Origin of the sequence: Sphingorhabdus contaminans, assembly GCF_007280415.1 — a bacterium.
Lineage (GTDB): Bacteria > Pseudomonadota > Alphaproteobacteria > Sphingomonadales > Sphingomonadaceae > Sphingorhabdus_B > Sphingorhabdus_B contaminans.
Window position 1 is genome coordinate 1669084 of record NZ_VKKU01000001.1, and the last position, 22707, is coordinate 1691790.

The following is a 22707-nucleotide window of genomic DNA, read 5'->3' on the forward strand; positions in this document are numbered from 1 at the left end:
AGTCGCAACGAAGCTCGGCGTTATTGCGAATTGTTCTCATATGCAAATTTAATTTGGGCATGAGGGAAAAAGATTTTTGCAACTGTGAACACAGCGCGATAGCAGGCGACTATTCGAAGTCGGCTATTAGGAACAGGTGATGCAAGCAACGATCTGGCACAACCCAAATTGCGGAACGTCCCGCAAAACTTTAGCAATCTTGGAAGCCGCGCCCGACATTACGCTGACAGTTATTGAGTATCTTCGGCATCCATATAAAAAAGAAAAGCTTGAGCAGCTATTTGCTGATGCAGGACTAACAGCACGCGATGCATTGCGAACTCGCGGTTCCAGAGCAGAAGAATTGGGATTGATTGACGGTGCGACTAACGACACCATTTTGGATGAAATGACGTCGGATCCGATGTTGGTCGAACGCCCTTTTGTGGAAACGGAAAAAGGCGTTCGGCTATGTCGCCCACAAGACAAGGTATTGGAAATATTGTAACCGCGGACGCATATCCTCGCTTTTTATAGGTTCAAGCCACGTGGCGGCGCTGACCTTTGAAAAGCTCCAAACTGTCGGCAAACACCATCGGACGACCGAAATAGTATCCCTGGATTTTCTTGCAACCAAGTTGCTGGATCATTGCCAATTCGCTTTCGGTTTCCACACCTTCGGCCGTCGTTGCAATATTTAGACTATCGGCAAGAGCAACCACGGCGCGAATAATCGCCAAGCTTTCAGCTTTGTTCTTTGCTGCACCCTGAACGAAGCTGCGGTCAACTTTGATGGTGTCGAAACGCACGTTCCGCAAATAACCAAGCGACGAATAGCCGGTGCCAAAGTCATCCAGCGAGAGTTTGATCCCCAACCCGCGCAGGCGATCGAGAACCTGCACAGCCAGCGTGCCATCCCGCAGGAATATGCTTTCCGTTACTTCTAACTCAAGACGCCAAGCGGGCATGCCGCTATCATGAAGCGCGGAAATGACAGTCTCAACGAAATTGGTGCTGGTCAATTGGTCGACCGAGATATTAACAGCAACCCGTGTAGATTCCGGCCAGCTCATGGCATCTTTACAGGCGCGCCGCAGAACAAAGTCGCCTATTGGAACAATTAATCGGGCATCTTCCGCAACCGGTACGAATTTGGCCGGAGACACACTCCCGAACTTGGGGTTGTTCCAACGCAAAAGAGCCTCAAATCCGACGAGAATATTATCGCCATCCGCATTCACGACAGGTTGATATTCGACATGTAGCTGTTCGCGTTCAAGGGCATTGCGGAGTTCAAACTCCATCAAACGCCTCTCCTCTGCATTGGCATGTAATTTGTGCTGATAACTATGATGCGTATTACCGCCTTGATCCTTGGAACGATAAAGAGCCAAATCTGCACTGCGCATCAGTAATTCCACAGTACGCCCGTCAATTGGTCCCAGCGCACTTCCGATGCTGGCTCCAATGTACAAAGTATTCTGGTCAACCTCATAAGGGCGCGATAGGCTTTCAATAATGCGTCGTGCCAAGGTCGCTACATATTTGCTGTCATTGGCATCTTTGATGACAACAGCAAATTCGTCACCACCCAGCCGGCCGCACAATTCATTGTCGGACATGATGAGTTGTAGTCGCCGAGCAACTTGCGCCAGAAGACGGTCGCCAACCGGGTGGCCAAGCGTATCGTTAACCGCTTTGAACCGGTCCAAATCGATCATCATGAAACCGCAGCGACGGCGCCATTTATCGGCATCCGATAGAGCTTCGGCCAGAGTTTCAGTCAATTGCAACCGGTTGGGCAGGCCAGTCAAAGTGTCAAAGCGAGCCAAATGTGAAATTTTGTCAGCCGACTCTCGCTGTTCGGTGACGTCTGAACCCACACCCCGAAATCCCAAAAAGCTACCGTCTTCGGAATGACGGGGCGATGCCGATAGCTCCCACCAGCGGGTAATCCCCTTGATCGTCACTGGTACTATTAAGTTGCTGAAAGACTCGCGCCGTTTCAACCGGTCAGCAAGATCATGAAGCGCCTGGGGATATTGGCCCTTTTCCCATGCATCTCCTGCAATGAGTTTCAACAAGGGTTGGCCTTCAATCGCTTTTGCCTCTTCGCCCAATGCATATGCAAAACGCGGCGATACATGAGTAGCACAACGCGATGTATCTGTTTGCCAAAGCCAGTCCGCGCCGCTGTCTTCAAACTCACGCAAAAGCAAACTGACTGTTTCGGATTTTTCTTGGACGATGCTGTTGGCAACTTCGAACAAAATTTGAGCCCGCGCAGAACGTAGGCAGGCCATGATCAGCAATGCGCCGATTCCAAAAGCTGCGACTGAAAGATAATAGCCTGCGTGATACACAAACCCTACGCTCGCGCACAGACTTGTGACGCCGATGAATATAGTTGCGGCCATAGGCGCGGTCGGCAGTAACAGCGACGCGTAGACCATCATTCCGAGAACGATAGACCACAAACCAATCAATTCCATGAGCGATCCGCTTGTGCCTAAGAATCCGAATGCCGAACCCCACATGACTGCAGTAACGGCAGAATGCGTATTCAGTTTGCGTACATCCTCCCGATTGATCTGCGGTCGATCCCACACCCATTTTGTGCCAAACTGGTGGAAGGTGAAAAGGTGGAAGGCGCTGAAAAGCAAAGCCCAAGATGCTAAAGCCCAGGTCGGTGCCACACCCTTGTACAAAAAAATCGCCATAATGGCGCACACGAGATTCAAACCAACGCGCAAGGTTGTACGCTGACGCATCGTGCGTGCCTGAATGCCGCGCATGACATCGCCATCCAAGCCGACAGGCTCGGCCAAGCCCAACAGCGCCTTGAACGACAGTTCATTTGGCAATTCTAGGGACGCGTCTTTTTTAATCACGCCCCTCATGTAGCGCGGGAACCTTACTCAAAGGTAATCAGGCGCCTCACTTCAGCATTTTTACCCACATAATTTACAAATAAAATCAAATGCTACCAAACTTTACCGGATATTCACCATATTGGATTTGTAACACGGTAGCAGACGGCGAGAGACGCGGCCGAGGTTGAAATTCTGCTATGCCGCTACCGCATAGGGTTGAATTTCACCCGAAAGGTAAAGATTGCGCGCTTTCGCACGACTCATCTTGCCCGAACTTGTGCGGGGCAGCGTCCGAGGAGGGACCAGCTCAACTACACAGTTCATGCCGGTCACCGACCGAACTTTATCCCGTATCTGTTCACGCAACTTCGCACGTTCAGCTTCGTCCGTGGTCCGGCATTGGACAAGTACAGCGGGTGTCTCTTCGCCGCCGGGCGTAGTTACGGAAAAGGCTGCAATATCGCCGGCCTTAAAGCCGGGCAGCTGCTCCACTGCCCATTCAATATCCTGTGGCCAATGGTTTTTACCATTGATGATGATCATGTCTTTGGCGCGACCAACGATGTAAATGTAGCCCTTGGACATGTACCCCATATCCCCGGTGTCGAGCCACCCATCAACTAAGCATGCGTTGGTTGATTCCGGATCGCGGAAATATTCTTTCATAAGCGACGGTCCGCTGCACCATACTTTGCCAATTACCCTGTCGGGCATCGGCTTGCCGTTTTCGTCTCGGATTTCGATCGTCATGTCTTTTACAGCTTTGCCGCAATTCACAATCGCCCGATATCGCACAGGTCGATCAGCGGCACCCGGATGACCGGTTAATTCAGTTTCCTCAACCAATTCAACCTGAATGCCTTCGCCGGGAGGCATGATGGAAACCGCCAAAGTGGTTTCTGCAAGTCCATAACTCGGTAAAAAGGAGGAAGCCTTGAAACCTGCGTCTCCGAAAGCGTCTACGAATGACTGCATAACATCCGGACGGATCATATCCGCGCCATTGCCTGCTAGTCGCCATTTCGACAAATCAAACCGATCGTTGACATGACTCTGGCTTGAGATCCGCCGGGCGCAAATGTCATAGCCAAATGTAGGCGAATAACTGATAACCGTACCATCGGCCGCGCTTATTACATCTAACCACGCAAGGGGTCGGCGGGCAAAATCTTCCGTCTTCATATAATCGGTCGAAACCTGATTGGCGACGGGTGAAAGGAAACAACCGACCAAGCCCATATCGTGATACCAAGGAAGCCAAGACACACAGCGATCGTGCTCTTTCAATTCCATGCCATGCGAATGAGCAGCCAGATTGTTCAGAAGCGCTTTGTGCGTTACGGCAACACCATGCGGAAAACGGGTCGAGCCACTGCTATATTGTAGGTAGCAAATTTCTTCGGCGTCGGCAGTAGGAAGTTCTGCTTTCAGGGGAATCCTATCCGCAAAGCTCTCCCAATCCAGCCCTTCGACACCGCAGGCTGCCGCCGCATCCCCCGCCATGTCCGCCAATTCAGAAGGGAAAAACAAAATTTTGGGATCGCAACTTTTGAGCTGCACTGACAACTGATCCACATAGCTTTCTTTGCCCCCAAAGGATGTAGGAAGCGGGAGGGGAACCGGCCATGCACCCGCGTAAATGCAACCAAAAAAAAGAGACGCAAATTGTGTTCCGGTTTCGGCCACCAAAGCAATGCGGTCTCCTTTCACGATGCCGTGGCTAATCAACCGATAGGCCATGTCTAAAGCATCGTTACGCATTTCCGAAAACGGATAGGGGCGCGCCAAGCGACCACGCATGTCGTGAAAATTCAGACCACGCTGACCAAGTGCAGCATAATCCAATGCTTCACCCAAAGTTGCGAAATCCGAAAACCGGCGTTCCAAGCGGTCTAGCGTGGGCGTGCTCGCAAGTTCGCTCATATTTCATCCCATTATTAAGGGCAGCGGCCCAGTTGCGTTTTGTTATCCCACTATTTTAGGCGCTGATACCAGTTCAAAAATTGACCCGACTGTGGCAAGAATAGGGCGCAATGTATCGCCCAACTTCCAAATCCCCTCCTCCGGCGTTGAATGAAGAGCGATTGCGAGAATTGGCGCTCCGTTACGTTGGAAAGTATGCAACTAGTCGCGCCAAATTGGCACTCTATCTCAAACGGAAGATTTCTGAGCGCAGTTGGGAAGATAATGGTCAGCCTGACATTGAAACGCTTGTGAACCAGTTTTCCGAATTGGGTTACATAAATGATGCGCAATTTGCAGAAGCGCGGGGACGCTCATTCATCAGACGAGGATATGGGAAAAGAAAGCTGTACGAGAATTTGCGCGCTGCTGGCATCGAAGATGATGATGCAACCTCAGCGCGCAAGCTGGCCGAGATGTCGGAATTTTCAGCTGCGGAAAACTTCGCACGCCGAAAGCGTATCGGCCCATTCGCGCAGGAAAAAGTGACCGAAGAAAAACGGCGAAAAGATCTTCAAGCATTTTTACGCGCAGGCCACGGGTGGGAAATATCAAGGCGATTTGTAAATGCTGATCCAGGTGACTTAATAGACGAGTATTAGGTACGGAACAAATGCGCCTTTAAGGTGTTGCCACCTTGAGCTCAGCGTGGAATTTCGATGTTAACATCGTGTAAAAATGTTCCAGCGATTTGGTACGATTTTCGCGAAAACTAACGATGCAATCGTTATTTGCGGCCGATTTTAACATAGAATAAAGCACACGCCGAAAGATGCGAAACATTATTATGATTGTATATCATTATCCTACGCCGGATTTCAAAAATCGGGCCAAAAATTGTTAAAAGTAATTGTAAAATTAACTTGGAATCCGTTAACCTTAGGACGTGGGCATCGAACAGGGACATCCGGTCACTCGTCTTAGCGCCGTTCAGATTGAAACGCTGCGCCTTGTATACGCGCATAAAAACTCCAAAGAAATCGCACGCATCATGGGTGTGTCCTCACACACCGTCGACGAACGTATCCGAACCTCTATTCGGAAACTCGGGGTAGACTCCAGAACCAAAGCAGCGATTCTCGTTGCCGAAACTCTCGACCCCAACACATATCAACCTTTGAGTTATCAACCGACCGTTATAGGTTTTGAAACACAATTTGAGCATCCCAATGGCCTAGACCCGGAAGATCTGCAGTCGACGCCAATTTGGCTGCGGCCGCCCTTCCCAACAAAAAGGAGGCCACACAACACTGATTCATTTGGAGAGCGTTTGCTGTGGCCTGTTCTGATTGCAATGGGGACAATCATGGCATTTGCAGCTCTCTACGCCGTAATGCTCGGACTGGGGGCAATGCTATCCTGACCGGGCTTTCTTAAAAAATGATCCGAACGAAGAGAGAAATCGTTCGGCAGCCAAGGGAAACAGGATAATGTTGAAACAAAGAGTGGTAGCGGCCGAAAAGATCGCCGCAGAACTTCACGAAGCTGAAGATGCCGTAGACCAGGCTATCATCAAACTCGCAAAGCTGGCTGGAACTCTGCCGGTAGCGAGATTTGAAACAAATATGTCTGCCATCGTCGGACAAGATGCCGTCGCGAAAGTAACGCAGGCCGTTGCTGCAGCCGGACAAGTCCGTCAGATGGTCGCCGATGCGCACCAAGCGCTCAGCGAAACGCAGCGGCAGGTCGGTCTTGGTGCACGCATGTTTGGCGCCGGTACGGAGAAACCTAAAGGTCAGTCCGTAACGAACGATCGAAATGCTGCTAACGAAGCTGAACTGCAAACTCGGGCTGTCGCTTGAAATAATGGAACCGCACGTTGTCACATATTATGTGGTGCTAGCTGCAACAGTAATTGCAGCACATTGGCGCGGCAAATCATGTGAGAGAGCAGGCGCATGGATAGCGTTATCCGGATCCCTGCTGACGAGTGCAGTGCCTTGGGGCGGCATTTGGATGACGTTCGCGGTTCCAATATTTTTCATCGATCTCATGGTCTTGGCAGGGTTTTGGTCCCTTGCATTGTTCAGCAGCCGGTTTTGGCCCTATTGGGCAACAGGATGGCAATTGGTGGGTTTACTTGTCCACATCCAACGTATGATGTTCGATGATATTCTGGAAAAGCCCTATGGTCTTCTTTCCATGTATATCGCTTACCCAATCCTTCTGGTCATACTGATTGCTTCACTTCGGTCCGAACGTATTGCGCGCATTCAAAGGATCCATGCCACCGCCAAATAGGGGGCGAAATGGGGATTAATCAGATAATAGATGAGTTGTCGGCTCTGAAATCTAATATTGCTGAAATTTCCGAAAAAGTCGAAAATCAACTCAGAGCAGACATATTAGATAACGATGACAACAAATTGCTTACGGTCTTTGTGTCGAGATATATGGAGAACCGTAATCTAAGAAATAAGATGATCAGCCAGGATCTGTTTTCCGATCCCTGCTGGGATATTCTTATGGATGTATTTTCCGCCAGACTAAATGATAAAAACATATCAGTAAGTGCGGTCGCAACTGCCGGGAATATGCCTCATACGACGGGACTTCGCTACATCGATACGCTCGAGAAAATCGGCTATATTTATCGCGAACGCGATGATTGGGACGGACGAAGAATATTTGTCAAAATGTCGGATGACACATTCCGCATGATGAAAGAATATTTTCTACGTGTCTTACAAAAATCGCAGGAATATCGTTACTCGTAAACAGAAATTCCATTTAGCATTTCCGAAGGGCGGTCTCTAAGGCCGTCCTTCTTGTTACACAACTCTTGTGCTCAATCATAAACACGGTCGGCAGTTGCGACCGCTTCGCTTGCTCTGAGCGCTGAGATTATCCGCATCAAATGTGGAAGATCGTGGACCTCCAGATCGACTTCAAAGGTATGGAATTCGAGATCCCGGGCCGTCATCCGCAAATTGATGATGTTTGCTTTATGATAACCGAAAATTCCCGCTATTTCGCCTAAGGTTCCGGGCCTATTATGAATGACGACACGCAATCGTGCAGAAGCGCCATCGCTACCCTGCCCCCAACTGAGATCAACCCAATCTGCGTCAACACCGCTCGCAAGGCGGTCACACTCAATGGTATGTACCTCAACCGGTTGACCTGGCAAACGCAAGCCCACAATACGGTCACCCGGGATAGGATGGCAGCAATCGCCAAGGTGGTAACCCACGCCCGGGGTTAGTCCACGGATGGAAATGGCCCGATCTTGATTGGGAAAATCGCCCGAAACATCGCCTGCGTCAAAACCCGGAACAAGCGCTTCCAGCAATGCGCGATCGTTGATTTTTCCAGCACCGATGCGGTGCATCAACTCTTCTTCATTTTCGAGCTTTAGTCGATCAACTGCAGCCGTCAGCGCTTTTTTCCCAACTTTTGCCGGCAGACGTTGAACAATTTCGTCGTACAATTTTCGGCCGATGGCGACCAATTCGTCACGTTCGCGGTGCCGGACATGGCGACGAATTGCGGCACGGGCTTTCCCGGTTGTTACAAAATTAAGCCAAGTCGGCTGGGGTTCTTGGGCTTTTGACTTAAGAATTTCGACCATGTCGCCGTTGTTCAACTGTGTACGCAACGGGACGTGGCGACCGTTCACTTTTGCACCAACTGTCTTATCGCCGAGATCGGTATGAACAGCGTAGGCAAAATCCACGACCGTCGACCCCTTCGGAAGTTGGTGAAGTGCACCTTTGGGTGTAAACGCAAAGATGCGGTCCTGATACATTGCCATTCGCGTGTTCTCGAGAATGTCCTCCGCATCCTGGCTCGTTTCGAGAATTTCGATCAAATCACGTAACCAGCCAGCCTGACCATCTGGTTTGTCAGCTTGCTTGTATGCCCAATGTGCAGCAAATCCATATTCCGATGCGCGATGCATCTCCTTGCTGCGAATCTGGACTTCTACCCGCATATTCTTTGCGAACATGATCGTAGTATGTATCGACTTATATCCGTTCCGCTTTGGCGTTGATATAAAGTCCTTGAACCGGCCAGGGACCATCTGCCAGCGTCGATGCAACACGCCCAAAGCCCGATAGCAATCGTCTTCGTTTTCCGTAATTACTCTGAATGCATTTATATCGGTAAGTTGCTCAAACGCTACATGGCGCTCCTGCATCTTTTTCCAAATGGAATAAGGATGTTTTTCACGACCTGAAATTTTGATCTTCAACCCAGCCTGTTCCATTTCCCAAGCTATCGTCTGGTTAATCTGATCAATTTCAACATCAGCTTTTTCACGTATTTGTTTCAGCCGACCGGTAATCGTTTCATAAGCTTCGGGTTCAAGTTGCTGAAATGCAAGCAACTGCATTTCACGCATATATTCATACATTCCAATACGTTCCGCCAGGGGCGCATAGATATCCATGGTTTCTTTGGCAATGCGGCGCCGCTTTTCAGGACTTTTGATAAAGTGCAGCGTGCGCATATTGTGCAATCGATCCGCCAACTTGACCAAAAGGACACGGATATCGTCGGAAATGGCGAGTAAGAACTTGCGAAGGTTTTCAGCGGCCCGTTCATCCTCGGTCTGGGCTTCAATCTTAGAGAGCTTCGTAACGCCATCGACAAGTCGTGCGACTTCCCGCCCGAATTTGCTTTCGACATCCTCAATCGTTGTCAGCGTGTCCTCAACGGTATCATGCAAAAGCGCGGTGATGATTGTATCTTGATCCATTTTAAGGTCCGTCATCAGACCCGCAACTTCTACAGGATGACTAAAATAGGGATCGCCGCTGGCACGCTTCTGAGCACCGTGCATCTGGACCGTAAAGACATAGGCTCGGTTTAGTCGATCTTCATCAACTTCCGGATCGTAAGCACGGACCCGTTCAACTAGTTCATATTGCCGCATCATATATAGACACGTTGGGTTATTGGTTTGTGCATGCAACAAAAAAATGCACCGGTGTCGCTTCGATGGTGCAATTTCTCCATCGATGCACTCCGGTGCATAGGCATTTCGGCACTCTGTGTACCGGTTCGCGAACCGGTTCGGGGGTAAGGAGGAGAGAGGTACCGAAAAATTCGTTCAGAAATTAGTTCTTAGCAATTACTTCTTTCTTGCTTCCATTGCAGGCGGCAAGTTCTTCCGCGGTGAACACGCGGTCACCGGCAGAAAAGGCAGAAACTTCACCGAATTCACGGGCAATGCTGATGCACATGTTCTTGGGGGCAGTCGAAGCCATAGGGGCGCGGCAAGAGGTGCCTTCGCACTTTACAAAAACGCTGCGAAGCAGTTCCTGCTTGGATGCGGCTGGCTGGGCCAATTCGACCTTATAATATGGACCGCTGGATGCGGCGTGTGCCTGCGGGGCAACGAACAAAAGGGTAGCGCTGATGACAGATGCACCGGCCAAAGCGCCAAAACGCGAAGAAACTTGGGAGAGGGTCATTGTGGTATCCTTTTTAGCTTTGCATGATCTGCAGAACGAAAACCGGAACTTTTGCTACCTTGTTGGCGTTCTGCGCTTCTGGAAAACCAGTTGCGAATCACTACTTATTAGATTAGGTTTCTAGTTGCAACTTAAAACTGATTAAGTGTTGCATTTTTTTCCAGAGCGGCACAGGCTGTCGCCAAGAGGATGGATTATGGGTGAATTAAGAGAGTCGCTGAACGATATCATCGAATGCGGATTACCCACCGCGTTGGAGGCTATGGGCGAACGCTGGTCATTTATGATTTTGCGAGCTGCGTTCAATGGCGTCCGCCATTTTGAAGAATTTCTCTCCGAAATCGGTATTGCACGTAACATTCTTGCCAATCGACTTACCCGCTTGACCGAAAGCGGAATATTGCATCGTACGCCCTGCCCCGATGATCGTCGCAAGGTAGAGTATCGCTTAACGGAAAAGGGGCTAGACCTTCTACCGACGATGATTGCCTTGCGGCAGTGGGGAGAAAAATGGGGCACCGGCATCCCTTCCAATCCGGTTCTGGTGGATGAGCAAGACCGTCAGCCAATTCTGCCTGTAACGATTCGTAGTCACGACGATCGGGTTTTGCGGCATATGGATTTGTGCTGGATGAATTCTTCCGACATCAAACCAATCAGCTTCCAAGACCATAATGAAGACAACAACCGGGTGCGCAAGCTGAGCGCAATCTAATTCTCGTTATTGACATACGGTAAAGCAGGCATTGAAATTTTATTGCGAATCTGTTACACTATGTATCGATAGGTCAAAGATGGTCAACGATTGCACTGACTATCGGGCCAAGCCATTGGCAAAGCACAAGGGACGAACTGAACAGTCTTATGGGTAACCATTTGTTACCGGCAAAGCGAATTCATCCCAAATAATCAGAAAGGGTCCGTACATGACGTCCACCGCGGCGATATTTGATGTAGGTGATTATGTAGTTTATCCCAAGCATGGCGTAGGCCGTGTGATTGAACTGCAGGATTCCGAAATCGCAGGGATGCAGCTCCAGCTTTATGTTTTGCGTTTCGAAAAGGAAAAAATGACCCTCCGCGTGCCTTTTAACAAGGCCGAAGGTGTTGGCATGCGCAAGCTTTCATCTGACAAAACATTGAAGGAAGCAATGCATACCCTGACAGGCAAGCCCAAGGTGAAGCGTACCATGTGGTCTCGCCGCGCGCAGGAATATGAAGCGAAAATCAATTCGGGTGATCTGGTTTCTATTGCCGAAGTTACCCGTGATCTTTTCCGTCCGGATGATCAGCCGGAGCAGAGCTATTCGGAGCGTCAGATTTTCGAAGCTGCGTCAAGCCGCCTGGCACGCGAACTCGCTGCCATGGAAAAAACGGATGAGAAAGCCGCATTGCAAAAAATTCTTGCTGTACTGAACGAAGCAGCGCCGCAATATTACGAGAAGGCGGAATAAAAGTTTCCTTACCGGAAGTCTGAAGGGCGTCGGAAACGACGCCCTTTTTTTGTTGCGTGTGATCAATTCACGTGTATTATATTGGCAATACACATGGAGTGAATCATGAAAAAATCTCTTTTGTTTATTGCGCTTGCCGCTCTCCCACTGTCAGCATGCGGATATTCCGTGATGGATGCTGCCGAGGACATTTCCGGTTCCGACAACGGGTTGGCTAATGGTTCAAAAATCGAGACAACGGCATCGACAACCGGCGCATTCACGAAGGTAGAGGGCATAGGTCCGGACAACATTGTTTTTGTCGTGGGCGACAGCTTTACGATCAAAGCCGAGGGAACTCTCGAAGCGGTTGAAACACTTCGTTACAAGCTGGACGATGGTGCTATCCGAATTGGCAGAACTAAGGGCAAATGGTTTGGTGAGGGTGCCAAACCTGCAACCATTACGATCACCGCACCATTCCTTAGCAAAGCTTCTCTCGCTGGATCTGGCAACTTTGCAGCAGACACAATGGAGGCCGACGAACTGGATTTGGAAATTGCAGGTTCGGGTTCGATAAAAGTCGGAACTCTTTCGGGAAGAAAACTGGAAACAAACATTGCCGGATCTGGCGAAGCAATTTTGGCGGGTAAAGTCGAAAAGGCAAAATACTCCATTGCAGGAGCGGGTGAAGTTAACGCTACAAAATTAGTGTCGACCGATGCCGAGGTATCCATCGCCGGCTCCGGCGACCTAAAGTTAAATGCCACCGGCACGGTCGATGTTGCCATTGCAGGTAGCGGTGATGTTGATGTTACCGGCGGCGCCAAATGTACCACATCAAAGATGGGGTCTGGAAACGTCAATTGCTCGTAAGCCCTCAAATATGAATGGTTTTTGGGACAAGCACGTTGTTCCTTGCCTGATCGGGTGCGCGTGCCGTCAACCGGCGATTATGAAAGACCGCGCGAAGATTGTGCCGCGTGCCTCAGGCGATGTATTGGAATTGGGGTGCGGCGGTGCCGCCAACTTGCCCTATTACGACTGGTATAAGGTTCGCAGCTTGTCGGGAATTGATCCGTCGGAAGAACTACTGGAGCGTGCGCAGGCGGAATTGGTACATGCGGGCCGTAAGGCAAATTTCGCGATAGGGGTTGCGGAAAAGCTTCCTTTTGCAAGTGGCAGTTTTGATACCGTCGTCACGACATTCACTTTATGCTCGGTTCAAGACCCAATCGCCGCTTTGGCGGAAGCAAAACGGGTACTTAAACCAGGCGGCAAATTGCTTTTTGTCGAACATGGCCATGCCCCGGATGCATCTGCTGCCAAATGGCAATCGCGCATTGAGCCTATCTGGAAACATATCGCAGGCGGTTGCCATTTGACCCGACCGGTGACACAAGCCATATCCGCTTCAGGCTTTGCAATCGAGGGGTTACAAGGCCATTATTTGAAAAGGACACCAAAATGGCTGGGTTGGGTCGAATGGGGCGAAGCGCGCGTAATATCTTAGCAACGCTGTTCCTTTTCAGCAGTGCCGCTCCCGCACAGGTCAACAAACCAGTTGAACGCAAGCTTTTAGTTGGAAGCTTTGAAAATATAGTAGTTATCGGTGACCTCAGCGTATCAGTTGTAACCGGAAAAGCACCTTCCGCTTTCGCAAGCGGCGACAAACGAATGCTGGACTCGCTTAAGCTCGAGCGGGTGGGAACCACGTTGCGGATACGGTTGCAGGATATCATCAACAATAACCGTGGCGTTCCCATCACAGCGCCGTTGCGTATAATATTGACAACTCAGGACATTAGGGACGCAACCCTTAGCGGTAATGGGACGCTGAACATATCCGCCGTGAAGCAGACAAACCTTGTCCGTATGCTCGTCGCCGGAAATGGCACGATCTCGATCAGGAAATTGGATACCGATCAGTATAACGCCGCCATTAACGGCAACGGCAAAATTGAACTTGGTGCAGGTACCATACGCGATGCCAAAGTATTGATAGAAGGCGCAGGCGTATTTCAGGGTGAGAATGTCCGGACCCGTAAACTGCGGCTGGAGCATGTGGGAAATGCCATTTCAAATGCCACAGTCGAGGAAGGCACTGAAATCTATAACAGGGGATCTGGAAACATCACTATCGGTGGGAAAGGTACATGCTTTATAAAGCAAGCCGGTGCCGCATCCATTAATTGCGCAAAAGTGGATACAGGATCCAGCAAATGAATTTAGCCAATTTCATCAAATCCGGAATAATTGTGTCTGCGATCGCTGTGTCTGCATGCACGATGCCAGCGAACAGCAAAAGTACATCCAACGGCTGCGGTTCAGTTGAACCACTGGCGGCTTCAGCCGCTGGTCTCGCGCAAACCACATTATGCATCACAGGTGGGGCGAAAACGCGACAATTCACTGTTGAGATCGCGCGCACGTCGATAGAACAAGCCAAAGGCCTCATGTTCCGTACAGAATTGGCCGATACGGCAGGGATGATTTTCCCATTTCCAGAACCCAAGTTGGCGAGTTTCTGGATGAAAAACACTGTGATCCCGCTCGACATCATATTCATTCGGGCAAACGGCACTATTGAGAGTATTGCCGAAAATACGATCCCCTACTCTACGACTCCGGTTGAGGCGGGCGAACCCGTTGTCGCCGTGCTTGAATTACGTGGCGGGCTAACTTCCGAACTCGGTATATCGGCGGGCGACAAGGTTGTCTGGCAATCCAAATAGGGATTGCGCACAGCCCCGGTTCGCCCTAATCGCTCGGGACATGGGAATCCTTGGTAAAATTTTCACATGGTGGGACGGTGCCACCATAGGTACGTCGCTATACAGCTGGCGTAAGGGCAAGGCTGTTGGCCAGGATGATGCGGGCAATAGCTATTATGAATCATCTGACGGAAAGCGGCGTTGGGTCATTTATAATGGATCGAATGACGCGAGCCGCGTTTCGCCGGAATGGCACGGCTGGCTCCATGGGACACATGATGGCAACCCGGAGAGCTATTTGCCCCCCGTTCGTGGATTTGAGGCTCCCGCTATTCCAAACCTCACAGGCACCGATCATGCGTATCGCCCATCCGGAGCCATTGAACGTGGTGGACGGCGCGCCCGTGCAACGGGTGATTATGAGGCGTGGAGTCCCGACGCATCATGAATTCATATCGCGGCCTGATGCTGGTGCCATTACTGGCCGTGCTCGCCGCATGCGGATCATCGGGCGAAGATGAGGCTGCCTTGGCCCCCTCAAAATCAGGCAAACCGCAGGCGACCCGCGATAAGATCGTAGCGACCGGTGCCGAGTCGCTAGGGACGCCGATGGCAGAGCGCGTGGCTGTTTTGGGATTGTTAAATAAGCGCAACGGACAAACGCGTGAAATAGAACTGAAGCCGGGCGAAGCAATACGTTTCGGCAAGGTGGTTGTCCGTGTTCGTGCTTGCGAAAAAACGGCGCCATGGGAAACACGCCCTGACGAGGGCGCGTTTGTACAACTAATCGTGAATGAACGCCCCCCGGGCACGACCGAATCCGAGCGTTGGCGGCAAGTGTTTTCCGGCTGGCTATTCAAAGAAAATCCAGCCGCGAATGTGGTCGAGCATGCAATTTATGATGTTTGGGTCAAAGCCTGCAAGATGAGTTTCCCCGGTGAGGAAGCTACTGTGGAAGAGAAATCGTCAGAAACAGGTCCTGCCCCCGTTGCCAAAACTCCGTCCAACGCACCCCAGTCACCTGCTCCGTCCGAAACACCGGAAGAAGCCGGTGACGAAGAAAACACCACTGACGCCTGATAATCCCGTCCTAGGGATTGTTGCAGAAGAACAAGATAATCTGCTTGCGACAATTCAACTGCTCCCAGACTTTGCAGGTGGGACGTCATGAATTGGCAATCGAGGAGAGTGAATCCTCCAACGCGCATCCGGGTAACCAGCCAAGCCAAAGCAACTTTCGAGGCATCCGTAGCTCTTGAAAACATGCTTTCGCCAAAAAAAGCACGGCCCATAGCCAGTCCATACAGACCCCCAACAAGTTCGTCGTCTTCCCAGCATTCTACACTATGTGCATGGCCACGCCGGTGCAGTTCGCAAAAAGCGTCCTCAATATCGGAATTTATCCAAGTGTCCTGTCGGCCCTTATCCTTGGCTGCGCATGTGGCAATAACCCGCGAGAACGCTTGATCTGTTGTCACGCGAAAACGATCCTGCCTTATGGTTTTAGCCAAAGACTTTGACAGTTTAAAACCCTCGAGCGGCAATATGGCGCGCATTTCAGGCTCGATCCAAAATGTATCCGGGTCATCCCGCGCATCGGACATTGGAAAGATGCCGCTCGCATAAGCCCGCATCAGCAAATCGAGATCGATGGACAAAAATGCGGTCCTTTTCCCGGAACGGAGTAAATATGCGCAAACAGTAATGGTTACTCTATCTCGAATTGCACCCGTGCTTGCAATGGCTTATAGCCGCTCTACTAGCCCCGGGTGTGTCGAGTCCACGCAGGACCTGCGCTTCCGGGGCATATCATTTCACGTTAAGTCAGGGACCGCATATGACCCGCCGCCGCAAAATCTACGAAGGCAAGGCTAAAATCCTATATGAAGGTCCTGAACCTGGCACGTTGATCCAATATTTCAAAGACGACGCGACGGCGTTCAATGCCCAGAAAAAAGGCACTATTTCTGGCAAGGGCGTCATCAACAACCGCGTGTCAGAGCATGTGTTCACGCGGTTGTCGCATATCGGCATTCCGACGCACTTCATTCGGCGTCTCAATATGCGCGAACAATTGATCCGTCAGGTGGAAATTGTTCCGATTGAAGTCATCGTGCGCAATGTCGCCGCCGGGACTTTGTCAAAGCGGCTCGGAATTGAAGAGGGCACACCCCTGCCCCACACGCTTCTCGAATATTGCTACAAAGATGATAGCTTGGGTGATCCTCTGGTGGCCGAAGAACATATCGCCTGTTTTGGCTGGGCAAGCCAAGAAGAGATGCAGGATATCAGCTCAATGGCAATCCGCATTAACGATTTCATGTGCGGTATGTTTGCCGCGATTGGAATTCGCCTTATCGACTTCAAATTGGAGTTCGGTCGCCTTTTCGACGGAGATTTTTCGCGCATCATTCTTGCAGACGAAATTAGCCCCGACGGATGCCGGCTTTGGGATATCGAAACAGGCGAGAAACTCGATAAAGATCGATTCCGCCGTGACCTCGGTGGTGAAGCGGAAGCGTATCAGGAGGTTGCACGTCGCTTGGGCCTGATGCCTGATGAGAGCGAAGGAGCCGTGCTCGACATGGTTAGTCATCGTCTGCGCAAAGGTAAGTAAATCCGCGTGAGGGCACATCGCTGTTGGCTGGTCTTCGCGACGGCTTTCTTATTATTTGCGAACACTGCTAACGCAGAGTCCGAAAAGCCGTTTCCAGGCGCACAGCGCACGGCTCCGTGGAATGCCGAAACCTCGGATTTGGAACCGGACACCAGCATAATCTACGGTCAATTGCCAAATGGTTTGCGATACGCAATCCGACCCAATCAGCGCCCCCAGAATCAGGTCATCGTTCGAATGACAGTCGATTTCGGCTCCGCCGCCGAAAATGATGACGAGCAAGGGCTCGCTCATTTCATAGAGCATATGGCGTTCAATGGCACAACCAATGTTCCCGAAGGGGAGATGGTCAAAATGCTCGAACGATTGGGTTTGTCCTTTGGCGCCGATACCAATGCAGCAACCGGCTACACGCAAACGCAATATAAACTCGACCTGCCCCGCGCCGACCCTGCATTGCTGGAGCGGGCCCTTTTTCTGATGCGCGAAACAGCTAGCGAAATACTTTTTAATGACAGCGCGGTTGACAGAGAACGCGGGGTCGTCATCGCGGAAAAGCGTGAACGTGAAAATTTCGGGTTCCAGAGTGCGCGGGCAGCGAATGACCTTTTTTACCCGAAAACCTACTTTGCGACACGCTACCCGATTGGGCAGCAGAATATCTTGGAAACTGCTCCCGCCGACCGGATGCGGGCGCTTTACAGGAAGTGGTACCGCCCGGACCGTATCAGGATCATCGTGGTCGGCCCCGTGGACGTTTCAAAGGTAGAAAAGGAAATCTTCCGCAAATTTGCGGACTGGACAAATCCCGGGTCTGCATTGCCAGAATTGGATAGCTGCACTTTGGACACAAACAGAAGTGTCGCCGCCGATATGTTCGTGCACCCCAAAATTGGCGAAGCCATAAGTATCCAACAGTTTTTCCCGGATCGTAAGCGTCCCGATACCATTGAACGGGCATTAATAGAGCTTAAGATGCAGATTGCCTCATCCATCATCGTGCAGCGGATGAGCCGACGGTCCCGCGAAAATGACGTCCCATTTTTGAGTGGTGGAACGAGTTTCGGAATCGGATTTTGCGATACATATGCGCGGGTCGGGTTCAGCGCTTCAGGTAAGGACGGGAGCTGGCGCGAACTTTTGCCATTTGCCGAACAGATTGTACGGCAAGCAACTCTTTACGGCTTTAGCGAGACCGAAATATCCGAACAGTTGAAGCGTTTTGACGCAAGTTACGAAAACGCCAGCAAAAGTGAAGCAACAAAGCCGAGCGTTGCGATTGCCAATGAACTAACCGCAGTTGATGACGATGTGCTGAATTCCGCAGCTTACCGCCAATTGCTTTGGAGGCAGCTTCGGCCATTTATGACCAAGTCAGCAATCGACGCTGAATTTGCTGGCTGGTTCGGTCGGTTAGACGAGCCCTTATTATTCCTAACGACAAAGTCGAATGCAGGGTTCAACAAAGAAGATGTACTCCGTCAGTTTTCGGCAAGCCGGCAAACCGAAATAGTTCCGCCCACCGACCGCAAGGCGCAGGAATTTGCGTACACCAATTTCGGCGCGCCAGCGACAGTTGTTTCCGATCAGCGGATTGGAGATTTGGGTATCCGAACGCTACGTTTTTCGAACGGCGTACTTCTCAATATCAAAAAGACCGATTTTGAAGATAACCGGATACGCTATTCCTTGCGCATTGATGGCGGCGAACTGCATTTTGGGAAAGACAATGCTCCACTCGCTGCGCTGATGTCCGGCGCGTACATTTCGGGCGGACTTGAGGCGCATGACATTGAAGATCTTCGTTCATTGCTTGCCGGGACTACGGTGTCGACAGGCTTTACCGTTTCGGATGATTATTTCGGCAGCAGCGGGGCGATTGCGCCAACAGATTTGGAACGGCAGTTGCAGGTAATGGCCGCATATATAAAGTTCCCGGCTTATTCAGAAAATGCGCTGCGGCTTTTCCGCCGGCCGCTTCCAGAACTTTATGCCCGTCTAGATGCAACACCTGGATCTGTAATGGGAACATCAACTCCGAAGATCATGACGGATGATGATCCCAGATTCAGCATTGCACCTCTTAAAACAATGCAGTCCGTCGATTTCGCGATGCTCAAAACCGCGTTGGACGATGCATTGTTAAAAAACAGACTGGAAATCGCACTGGTCGGCGATGTCGACGAAGATGCCGCGATCGCCAGTGTTACCCGCACGTTCGGCGCCTTACCGTCACGCTCCACCGAAGCCATTTATACTGGCAAAGAACGAGAAACTGCATGGAGCAACGCCCGAGGCGTATATAATTTGCCGCATAAGGGAGAGGCAAATCAAATGAGTTGGCGGCGCATCTGGCCCACCACTGATGATAGCGATCAAAAGGTCAGCCAGGGCATGGACCTCCTCGCGCGAATTGTAACGATCCGGCTAACCGACGAATTGCGCGAAAAACTTGGCGCAACCTATGGCGGTGGCGCCAGCTCATTCATGTCCAATGTCTACCCGGGACGGGGCACCTTTGCTATTGCTACAAGTGGCGACCCGAAAGATTTACCGGCGATAGAAGCCGCCGTTGATGCGATCATCGCAGAACTGCGAACGGCACCCGTGAACAAGGATTTGTTTGAACGCGCACGCAAGCCGGTGCTGGAAAGCTATATCGACTGGAAAAAGCAGAATGGCAGTTGGATCGGTATAACTGCGGTAGCGCAAAGCAATCCCGCTAGGCTTGATCGGTTCCGTAATAGCGAAGAACTATTCAAGACGATAACAGCCGACGATATTTGGCAGTTGGCAAAAAAATGGCTGGAACCTGAGACAGCTTTTACATTTCGTGCGGTGCCAGACGATCTGGTGAACTCGGACGGGACCTTGAAGCAAGTGCGTCCCGTTCCAGTCGAATAATCAACCTTTGGTCTTATACCCGCATACGATGCCGAGAATAAACGAGATGAACAAACCGAGTTGAACCTCGTCATTGGCAACACCGGACCAGCCGAGCATTTCATGCCCGAAAGCAAAAAGCCCTATGAACATTGCTGTTGCCAATCCGACCATAGGTTCCTCCACTTGGCATAATTGCCGCCACGAACCATTGTGGTGTTCGCGATTACACCGGATACCCTCAATGCGGGATTGCGTAACATGGTTAAAATTCGGTTATTCCGCACTGCCCTCTTGTTTCAAAATGCGTGGGTTCTATAGGGGGCGGACGGTCCTTAACACAGGTGTAGCCCATGAAAACCCGCGTCTTTGTAACCTTGAAAAATGGCGTTCTTGATCCGCAGGGCAAGGCGATTCACCATGCAATAGAAAGTCTTGGATTTTCGGGCGTTCATGATGTGCGTGCCGGACGGCTAATTGAGATCGAACATGAGCCAGGCCTTTCCACATCCGATCTGGAAACAATGTGCAGCAAATTGCTGGCGAACATGGTCATCGAAAATTTCGAGATTGAGCAGGCAGCCTGATGCGCGCCGCCGTTATCCAGTTTCCTGGTTCCAACTGTGATCGCGATATGGCGGTTGCGATACGGCAGATCATGGGCGCGGAAACTAGCCTTGTGTGGCATCGTGAAATATCACTGCCCGATAATCTGGATCTGATCGCAATCCCTGGTGGATTTTCATATGGCGATTATCTGCGGTCGGGTGCAATGGCAGCGCGCTCTCCGGTCATGCAAGCCGTTGTCGCGGCTGCGCATCGCGGTGTACCGGTATTGGGCGTATGCAACGGCTTCCAAATTCTGACTGAAGCAGGCCTGCTGCCAGGCGCGCTCATGCGGAATTCGGGAATCCGCTTTGTATGTCGAACGGTGCGGCTGACCGTTGAAAATAGCCAGTCTATTTTTACCAGCCAATATGACAGTGGGGAGTCAATCGCGATCCCGGTAGCACATCATGATGGTAATTATTTCGCCGACGCGGAGACGCTGGATCGTATCGAAGGCGAAGGTCGCATTGCCTTTCGATACGCCGAACCTGTGAATGGATCATCGCGTGACATTGCCGGAATATTGAATGATTCCGGCAACGTCCTCGGCATGATGCCGCACCCGGAACGCATGATCGAGGATGTTCATGGGGGGTCAGACGGTCGCCGACTCTTTGAAGGATTGATCCGGCAGATCGCTTGAAACAGCTTCTTTGTTTTTGCCTTTTTTGGCGCGAGGCGGAAAAAGAAAACGGCCCAAAAGCAAAATCACGGTCGGCCAAAACATCGTATTATAGATGTCATGTATTGCTGCATCGAGGGTTGCTTCATCCGGAGCTGCGCCACGGATATCCGCATATTCATTGAACAGTTCGGCACAGAATACGACCAGCCAGCACCAGATACTGTCGGGCCGCCGCCGAAACAGGATCGCCGAAACCAGTAAGAGAAGAAGCGAAATGTGGATGTGCATCGCATCATTGGTCAGTCCGACAAAATTAGTTAAATCAATTTTGTAGACGATCCAACGCTCAGCCAATTGCTGTAGAATTTCCTGCATTATACTTTCGTTTTGAATGGCGAGAAATCCGTATCCTCGTCAAACAGATCCACGCCTTCTTTTCGCTTGAGCCAGCCCACTACGATGTAGGTGACCGGCGTGAGGACTGCTTCCCAAAGAACCTTGAGACCCCAGTTAGTAATCATCACGGTGACAACTTGTTCCGTACTCCAAACCCCCAAGAAAGCTAGCGGGTAGAAAATCAAACTGTCCACGCCCTGCCCGACGACGGTAGACCCGATTGTGCGCGACCAAAGATGTTTGCCGGCCGTCCAAATCTTCATCCGAGCCATGACATAGCTGTTTACAAATTCGCCTGCCCAAAATGCAGTGATTGAAGCGGCAACTATTCGCCAGACTTGGCCAAAAACCGATTCATAGGCCGCCTGCCCCTGCCATCCTGCAGCCGGTGGCAGAGAAACGACCACCCAACTCATGAACGCCATGAAAATCAGGCCGACGAACCCTGCCCAGATGACACGACGCGCACGGGCATAGCCGTAGACTTCGGTCAACACGTCTCCGATAACATAGCCCAGTGGGAAAAAGAGAATACCGGCGCCAAATACCCATTGTTCGCCATTTATTGTAAGTGCCGCCGGTTTCGCAGCGCCAATGACATTAGAGAGCAACAGCACAGCGACAAATGCGGCCATGACGAAGTCATAATAACGAAACTGACGGCCGCTTGCAGCGTTGGCGTTCTCGGTTAAAATTGGTGTATCCTGCATGGCAACGACATAAGCAGCTTTGCAGCCGTGCGCAAAGTGGTTATTGCGCTCGCAGCGCGCGCCCTTAGCTCAGCTGGATAGAGCGCGAGACTTCTAATCTTGAGGCCACAGGTTCGACTCCTGTAGGGCGCGCCACTCAAACAAAAGCGCTTCAACTTTATTCACAAATTTTCGGTTTAGGGCGTCCGGCGTCCCCCCTACCCGATTGCCTGACCTGTTTTTGCCCAGTCGGCAAGGAAGCCTTCGATGCCCTTGTCGGTCAGGACATGCTTAAACAGCCCTTTGATGACCGCAGGCGGCGCCGTCATGACATCAGCTCCAATCTTCGCTGCCTCCAGCACGTGAATTCCGTGGCGCACGCTTGCCACCAATATCTCGGTACCAAAATCATAATTGTCGTAGATCAGCCGGATGTCGCTGATCAGCTGCATTCCATCGAAGCCGTTATCGTCATGCCGGCCGACGAAGGGCGAGACAAAACTTGCG

26 protein-coding genes, 1 tRNA gene and 1 pseudogene are annotated in these 22707 nt (G+C 51.0%); 19 read left to right on the plus strand and 9 right to left on the minus strand.

Annotated features, from left to right (window positions below):
* The first annotated feature begins 139 nt into the window (after positions 1–139).
* Positions 140–487, plus strand: a complete 348-nt coding sequence (locus FOM92_RS08065) for an arsenate reductase family protein (protein WP_143776219.1) — start codon at positions 140–142, stop codon at positions 485–487.
* Positions 488–518: 31 nt separating this feature from the next.
* On the opposite strand, the gene FOM92_RS08070 is transcribed toward FOM92_RS08065, so the two are convergent.
* Together FOM92_RS08070 and FOM92_RS08075 are read right to left on the minus strand one after the other, a co-directional pair.
* On the minus strand, positions 519–2870 hold the full coding sequence (locus FOM92_RS08070; protein WP_246087194.1) for a putative bifunctional diguanylate cyclase/phosphodiesterase: 2352 nt from the start codon (positions 2868–2870) through the stop codon (positions 519–521).
* Positions 2871–3047: 177 nt separating this feature from the next.
* Positions 3048–4775 carry a fatty acyl-AMP ligase gene (locus FOM92_RS08075; protein ID WP_143776221.1) on the minus strand — a complete coding sequence of 576 codons (1728 nt, stop codon included), beginning with the start codon at positions 4773–4775 and terminating at the stop codon, positions 3048–3050.
* Positions 4776–4885: 110 nt separating this feature from the next.
* Between FOM92_RS08075 and FOM92_RS08080 the strand changes: the two genes are divergently transcribed.
* From FOM92_RS08080 to FOM92_RS08100, 5 genes are all read left to right on the plus strand, one after another.
* Complete coding sequence (locus FOM92_RS08080; protein WP_143776222.1) at positions 4886–5416, plus strand: regulatory protein RecX; 531 nt, start codon at positions 4886–4888, stop codon at positions 5414–5416.
* Positions 5417–5700: 284 nt separating this feature from the next.
* Positions 5701–6177 carry a helix-turn-helix transcriptional regulator gene (locus tag FOM92_RS08085; RefSeq protein ID WP_143776223.1) on the plus strand — a complete coding sequence of 159 codons (477 nt, stop codon included), beginning with the start codon at positions 5701–5703 and terminating at the stop codon, positions 6175–6177.
* 67 nt (positions 6178–6244) lie between these two features.
* Complete coding sequence (locus FOM92_RS08090) at positions 6245–6616, plus strand: hypothetical protein (protein WP_143776224.1); 372 nt, start codon at positions 6245–6247, stop codon at positions 6614–6616.
* Complete coding sequence (locus FOM92_RS08095; protein ID WP_246087195.1) at positions 6573–7055, plus strand: hypothetical protein; 483 nt, start codon at positions 6573–6575, stop codon at positions 7053–7055. The genes FOM92_RS08090 and FOM92_RS08095 overlap by 44 nt, the downstream gene beginning before the upstream one ends.
* Positions 7056–7063: 8 nt before the next feature.
* A complete protein-coding gene (locus FOM92_RS08100; RefSeq protein ID WP_143776225.1) occupies positions 7064–7531 on the plus strand; it encodes a helix-turn-helix domain-containing protein in 468 nt (155 codons plus the stop codon).
* Between the two features lie 71 nt (positions 7532–7602).
* Here the strand turns inward: FOM92_RS08100 and FOM92_RS08105 are convergent, their stop codons facing one another.
* Together FOM92_RS08105 and FOM92_RS08110 are read right to left on the minus strand one after the other, a co-directional pair.
* Positions 7603–9696 carry a RelA/SpoT family protein gene (locus tag FOM92_RS08105; RefSeq protein ID WP_143776226.1) on the minus strand — a complete coding sequence of 698 codons (2094 nt, stop codon included), beginning with the start codon at positions 9694–9696 and terminating at the stop codon, positions 7603–7605.
* 181 nt (positions 9697–9877) lie between these two features.
* Positions 9878–10234: a CC_3452 family protein gene (locus tag FOM92_RS08110; protein ID WP_143776227.1), complete on the minus strand. Its 357-nt coding sequence runs from the start codon at positions 10232–10234 to the stop codon at positions 9878–9880.
* A gap of 196 nt (positions 10235–10430) precedes the next feature.
* On the opposite strand from FOM92_RS08110, the gene FOM92_RS08115 reads away from it, so the two are divergent.
* The 8 genes and pseudogenes from FOM92_RS08115 to FOM92_RS16085 all read left to right on the plus strand — a co-directional run.
* Positions 10431–10949 carry a winged helix-turn-helix transcriptional regulator gene (locus FOM92_RS08115; protein WP_143776228.1) on the plus strand — a complete coding sequence of 173 codons (519 nt, stop codon included), beginning with the start codon at positions 10431–10433 and terminating at the stop codon, positions 10947–10949.
* Between the two features lie 211 nt (positions 10950–11160).
* Complete coding sequence (locus FOM92_RS08120) at positions 11161–11688, plus strand: CarD family transcriptional regulator (protein WP_143776229.1); 528 nt, start codon at positions 11161–11163, stop codon at positions 11686–11688.
* A gap of 105 nt (positions 11689–11793) precedes the next feature.
* On the plus strand, positions 11794–12543 hold the full coding sequence (locus FOM92_RS08125; protein ID WP_143776230.1) for a head GIN domain-containing protein: 750 nt from the start codon (positions 11794–11796) through the stop codon (positions 12541–12543).
* Between the two features lie 79 nt (positions 12544–12622).
* Positions 12623–13180 (plus strand): class I SAM-dependent methyltransferase, encoded by a 558-nt coding sequence (locus tag FOM92_RS08130; protein ID WP_246087196.1) that lies wholly within the window; start codon positions 12623–12625, stop codon positions 13178–13180.
* Complete coding sequence (locus FOM92_RS08135; RefSeq protein ID WP_143776232.1) at positions 13135–13893, plus strand: GIN domain-containing protein; 759 nt, start codon at positions 13135–13137, stop codon at positions 13891–13893. Before FOM92_RS08130 ends, FOM92_RS08135 begins: the two co-directional genes overlap by 46 nt.
* Complete coding sequence (locus FOM92_RS08140) at positions 13890–14402, plus strand: DUF192 domain-containing protein (RefSeq protein WP_246087197.1); 513 nt, start codon at positions 13890–13892, stop codon at positions 14400–14402. Before FOM92_RS08135 ends, FOM92_RS08140 begins: the two co-directional genes overlap by 4 nt.
* 40 nt (positions 14403–14442) lie before the next feature.
* Positions 14443–14829: an NADH:ubiquinone oxidoreductase subunit NDUFA12 gene (locus FOM92_RS08145; RefSeq protein ID WP_143776233.1), complete on the plus strand. Its 387-nt coding sequence runs from the start codon at positions 14443–14445 to the stop codon at positions 14827–14829.
* Positions 14830–14990: 161 nt separating this feature from the next.
* Positions 14991–15242, plus strand: a pseudogene (locus FOM92_RS16085) (DUF2155 domain-containing protein); the annotation flags it as partial.
* A gap of 35 nt (positions 15243–15277) precedes the next feature.
* Here FOM92_RS16085 and aat read toward each other — a convergent pair.
* Positions 15278–16015 (minus strand): leucyl/phenylalanyl-tRNA--protein transferase, encoded by a 738-nt coding sequence (aat, locus tag FOM92_RS08155; protein WP_211347379.1) that lies wholly within the window; start codon positions 16013–16015, stop codon positions 15278–15280.
* 203 nt (positions 16016–16218) lie between these two features.
* Here aat and purC point away from each other — a divergent pair, with 203 nt between their 5' ends.
* Both purC and FOM92_RS08165 read left to right on the plus strand, forming a co-directional pair.
* The gene (purC, locus tag FOM92_RS08160; protein ID WP_143776235.1) at positions 16219–16998 is read left to right on the plus strand and encodes a phosphoribosylaminoimidazolesuccinocarboxamide synthase; all 780 of its coding nucleotides are present in this window, start codon (positions 16219–16221) and stop codon (positions 16996–16998) included.
* Between the two features lie 6 nt (positions 16999–17004).
* Entirely contained in the window at positions 17005–19902 is a 2898-nt protein-coding gene (locus FOM92_RS08165) for a M16 family metallopeptidase (protein WP_281285583.1), read from the plus strand.
* Here FOM92_RS08165 and FOM92_RS15930 read toward each other — a convergent pair whose 3' ends face one another.
* The gene (locus FOM92_RS15930) at positions 19903–20055 is read right to left on the minus strand and encodes a hypothetical protein (protein WP_170226820.1); all 153 of its coding nucleotides are present in this window, start codon (positions 20053–20055) and stop codon (positions 19903–19905) included.
* Positions 20056–20234: 179 nt separating this feature from the next.
* On the opposite strand from FOM92_RS15930, the gene purS reads away from it, so the two are divergent.
* On the plus strand, positions 20235–20468 hold the full coding sequence (purS, locus tag FOM92_RS08170; RefSeq protein ID WP_143776237.1) for a phosphoribosylformylglycinamidine synthase subunit PurS: 234 nt from the start codon (positions 20235–20237) through the stop codon (positions 20466–20468).
* Positions 20468–21133, plus strand: coding sequence for a phosphoribosylformylglycinamidine synthase subunit PurQ (gene purQ, locus FOM92_RS08175; protein ID WP_143776238.1), 666 nt, complete (start codon positions 20468–20470; stop codon positions 21131–21133). Before purS ends, purQ begins: the two co-directional genes overlap by 1 nt.
* Here purQ and FOM92_RS08180 read toward each other — a convergent pair.
* Both FOM92_RS08180 and FOM92_RS08185 read right to left on the minus strand, forming a co-directional pair.
* A complete protein-coding gene (locus FOM92_RS08180; RefSeq protein WP_143776239.1) occupies positions 21086–21490 on the minus strand; it encodes a hypothetical protein in 405 nt (134 codons plus the stop codon). The genes purQ and FOM92_RS08180 overlap by 48 nt on opposite strands.
* Entirely contained in the window at positions 21490–22221 is a 732-nt protein-coding gene (locus tag FOM92_RS08185) for a queuosine precursor transporter (protein WP_143776240.1), read from the minus strand. Before FOM92_RS08185 ends, FOM92_RS08180 begins: the two co-directional genes overlap by 1 nt.
* Positions 22222–22279: 58 nt before the next feature.
* On the opposite strand from FOM92_RS08185, the gene FOM92_RS08190 reads away from it, so the two are divergent.
* Positions 22280–22356: transfer RNA gene (locus FOM92_RS08190), tRNA-Arg, on the plus strand.
* 62 nt (positions 22357–22418) lie between these two features.
* On the opposite strand, the gene FOM92_RS08195 is transcribed toward FOM92_RS08190, so the two are convergent.
* The coding region (locus tag FOM92_RS08195; RefSeq protein WP_281285535.1) for a transaldolase family protein at positions 22419–22707 on the minus strand (289 nt) is incomplete at its 5' end.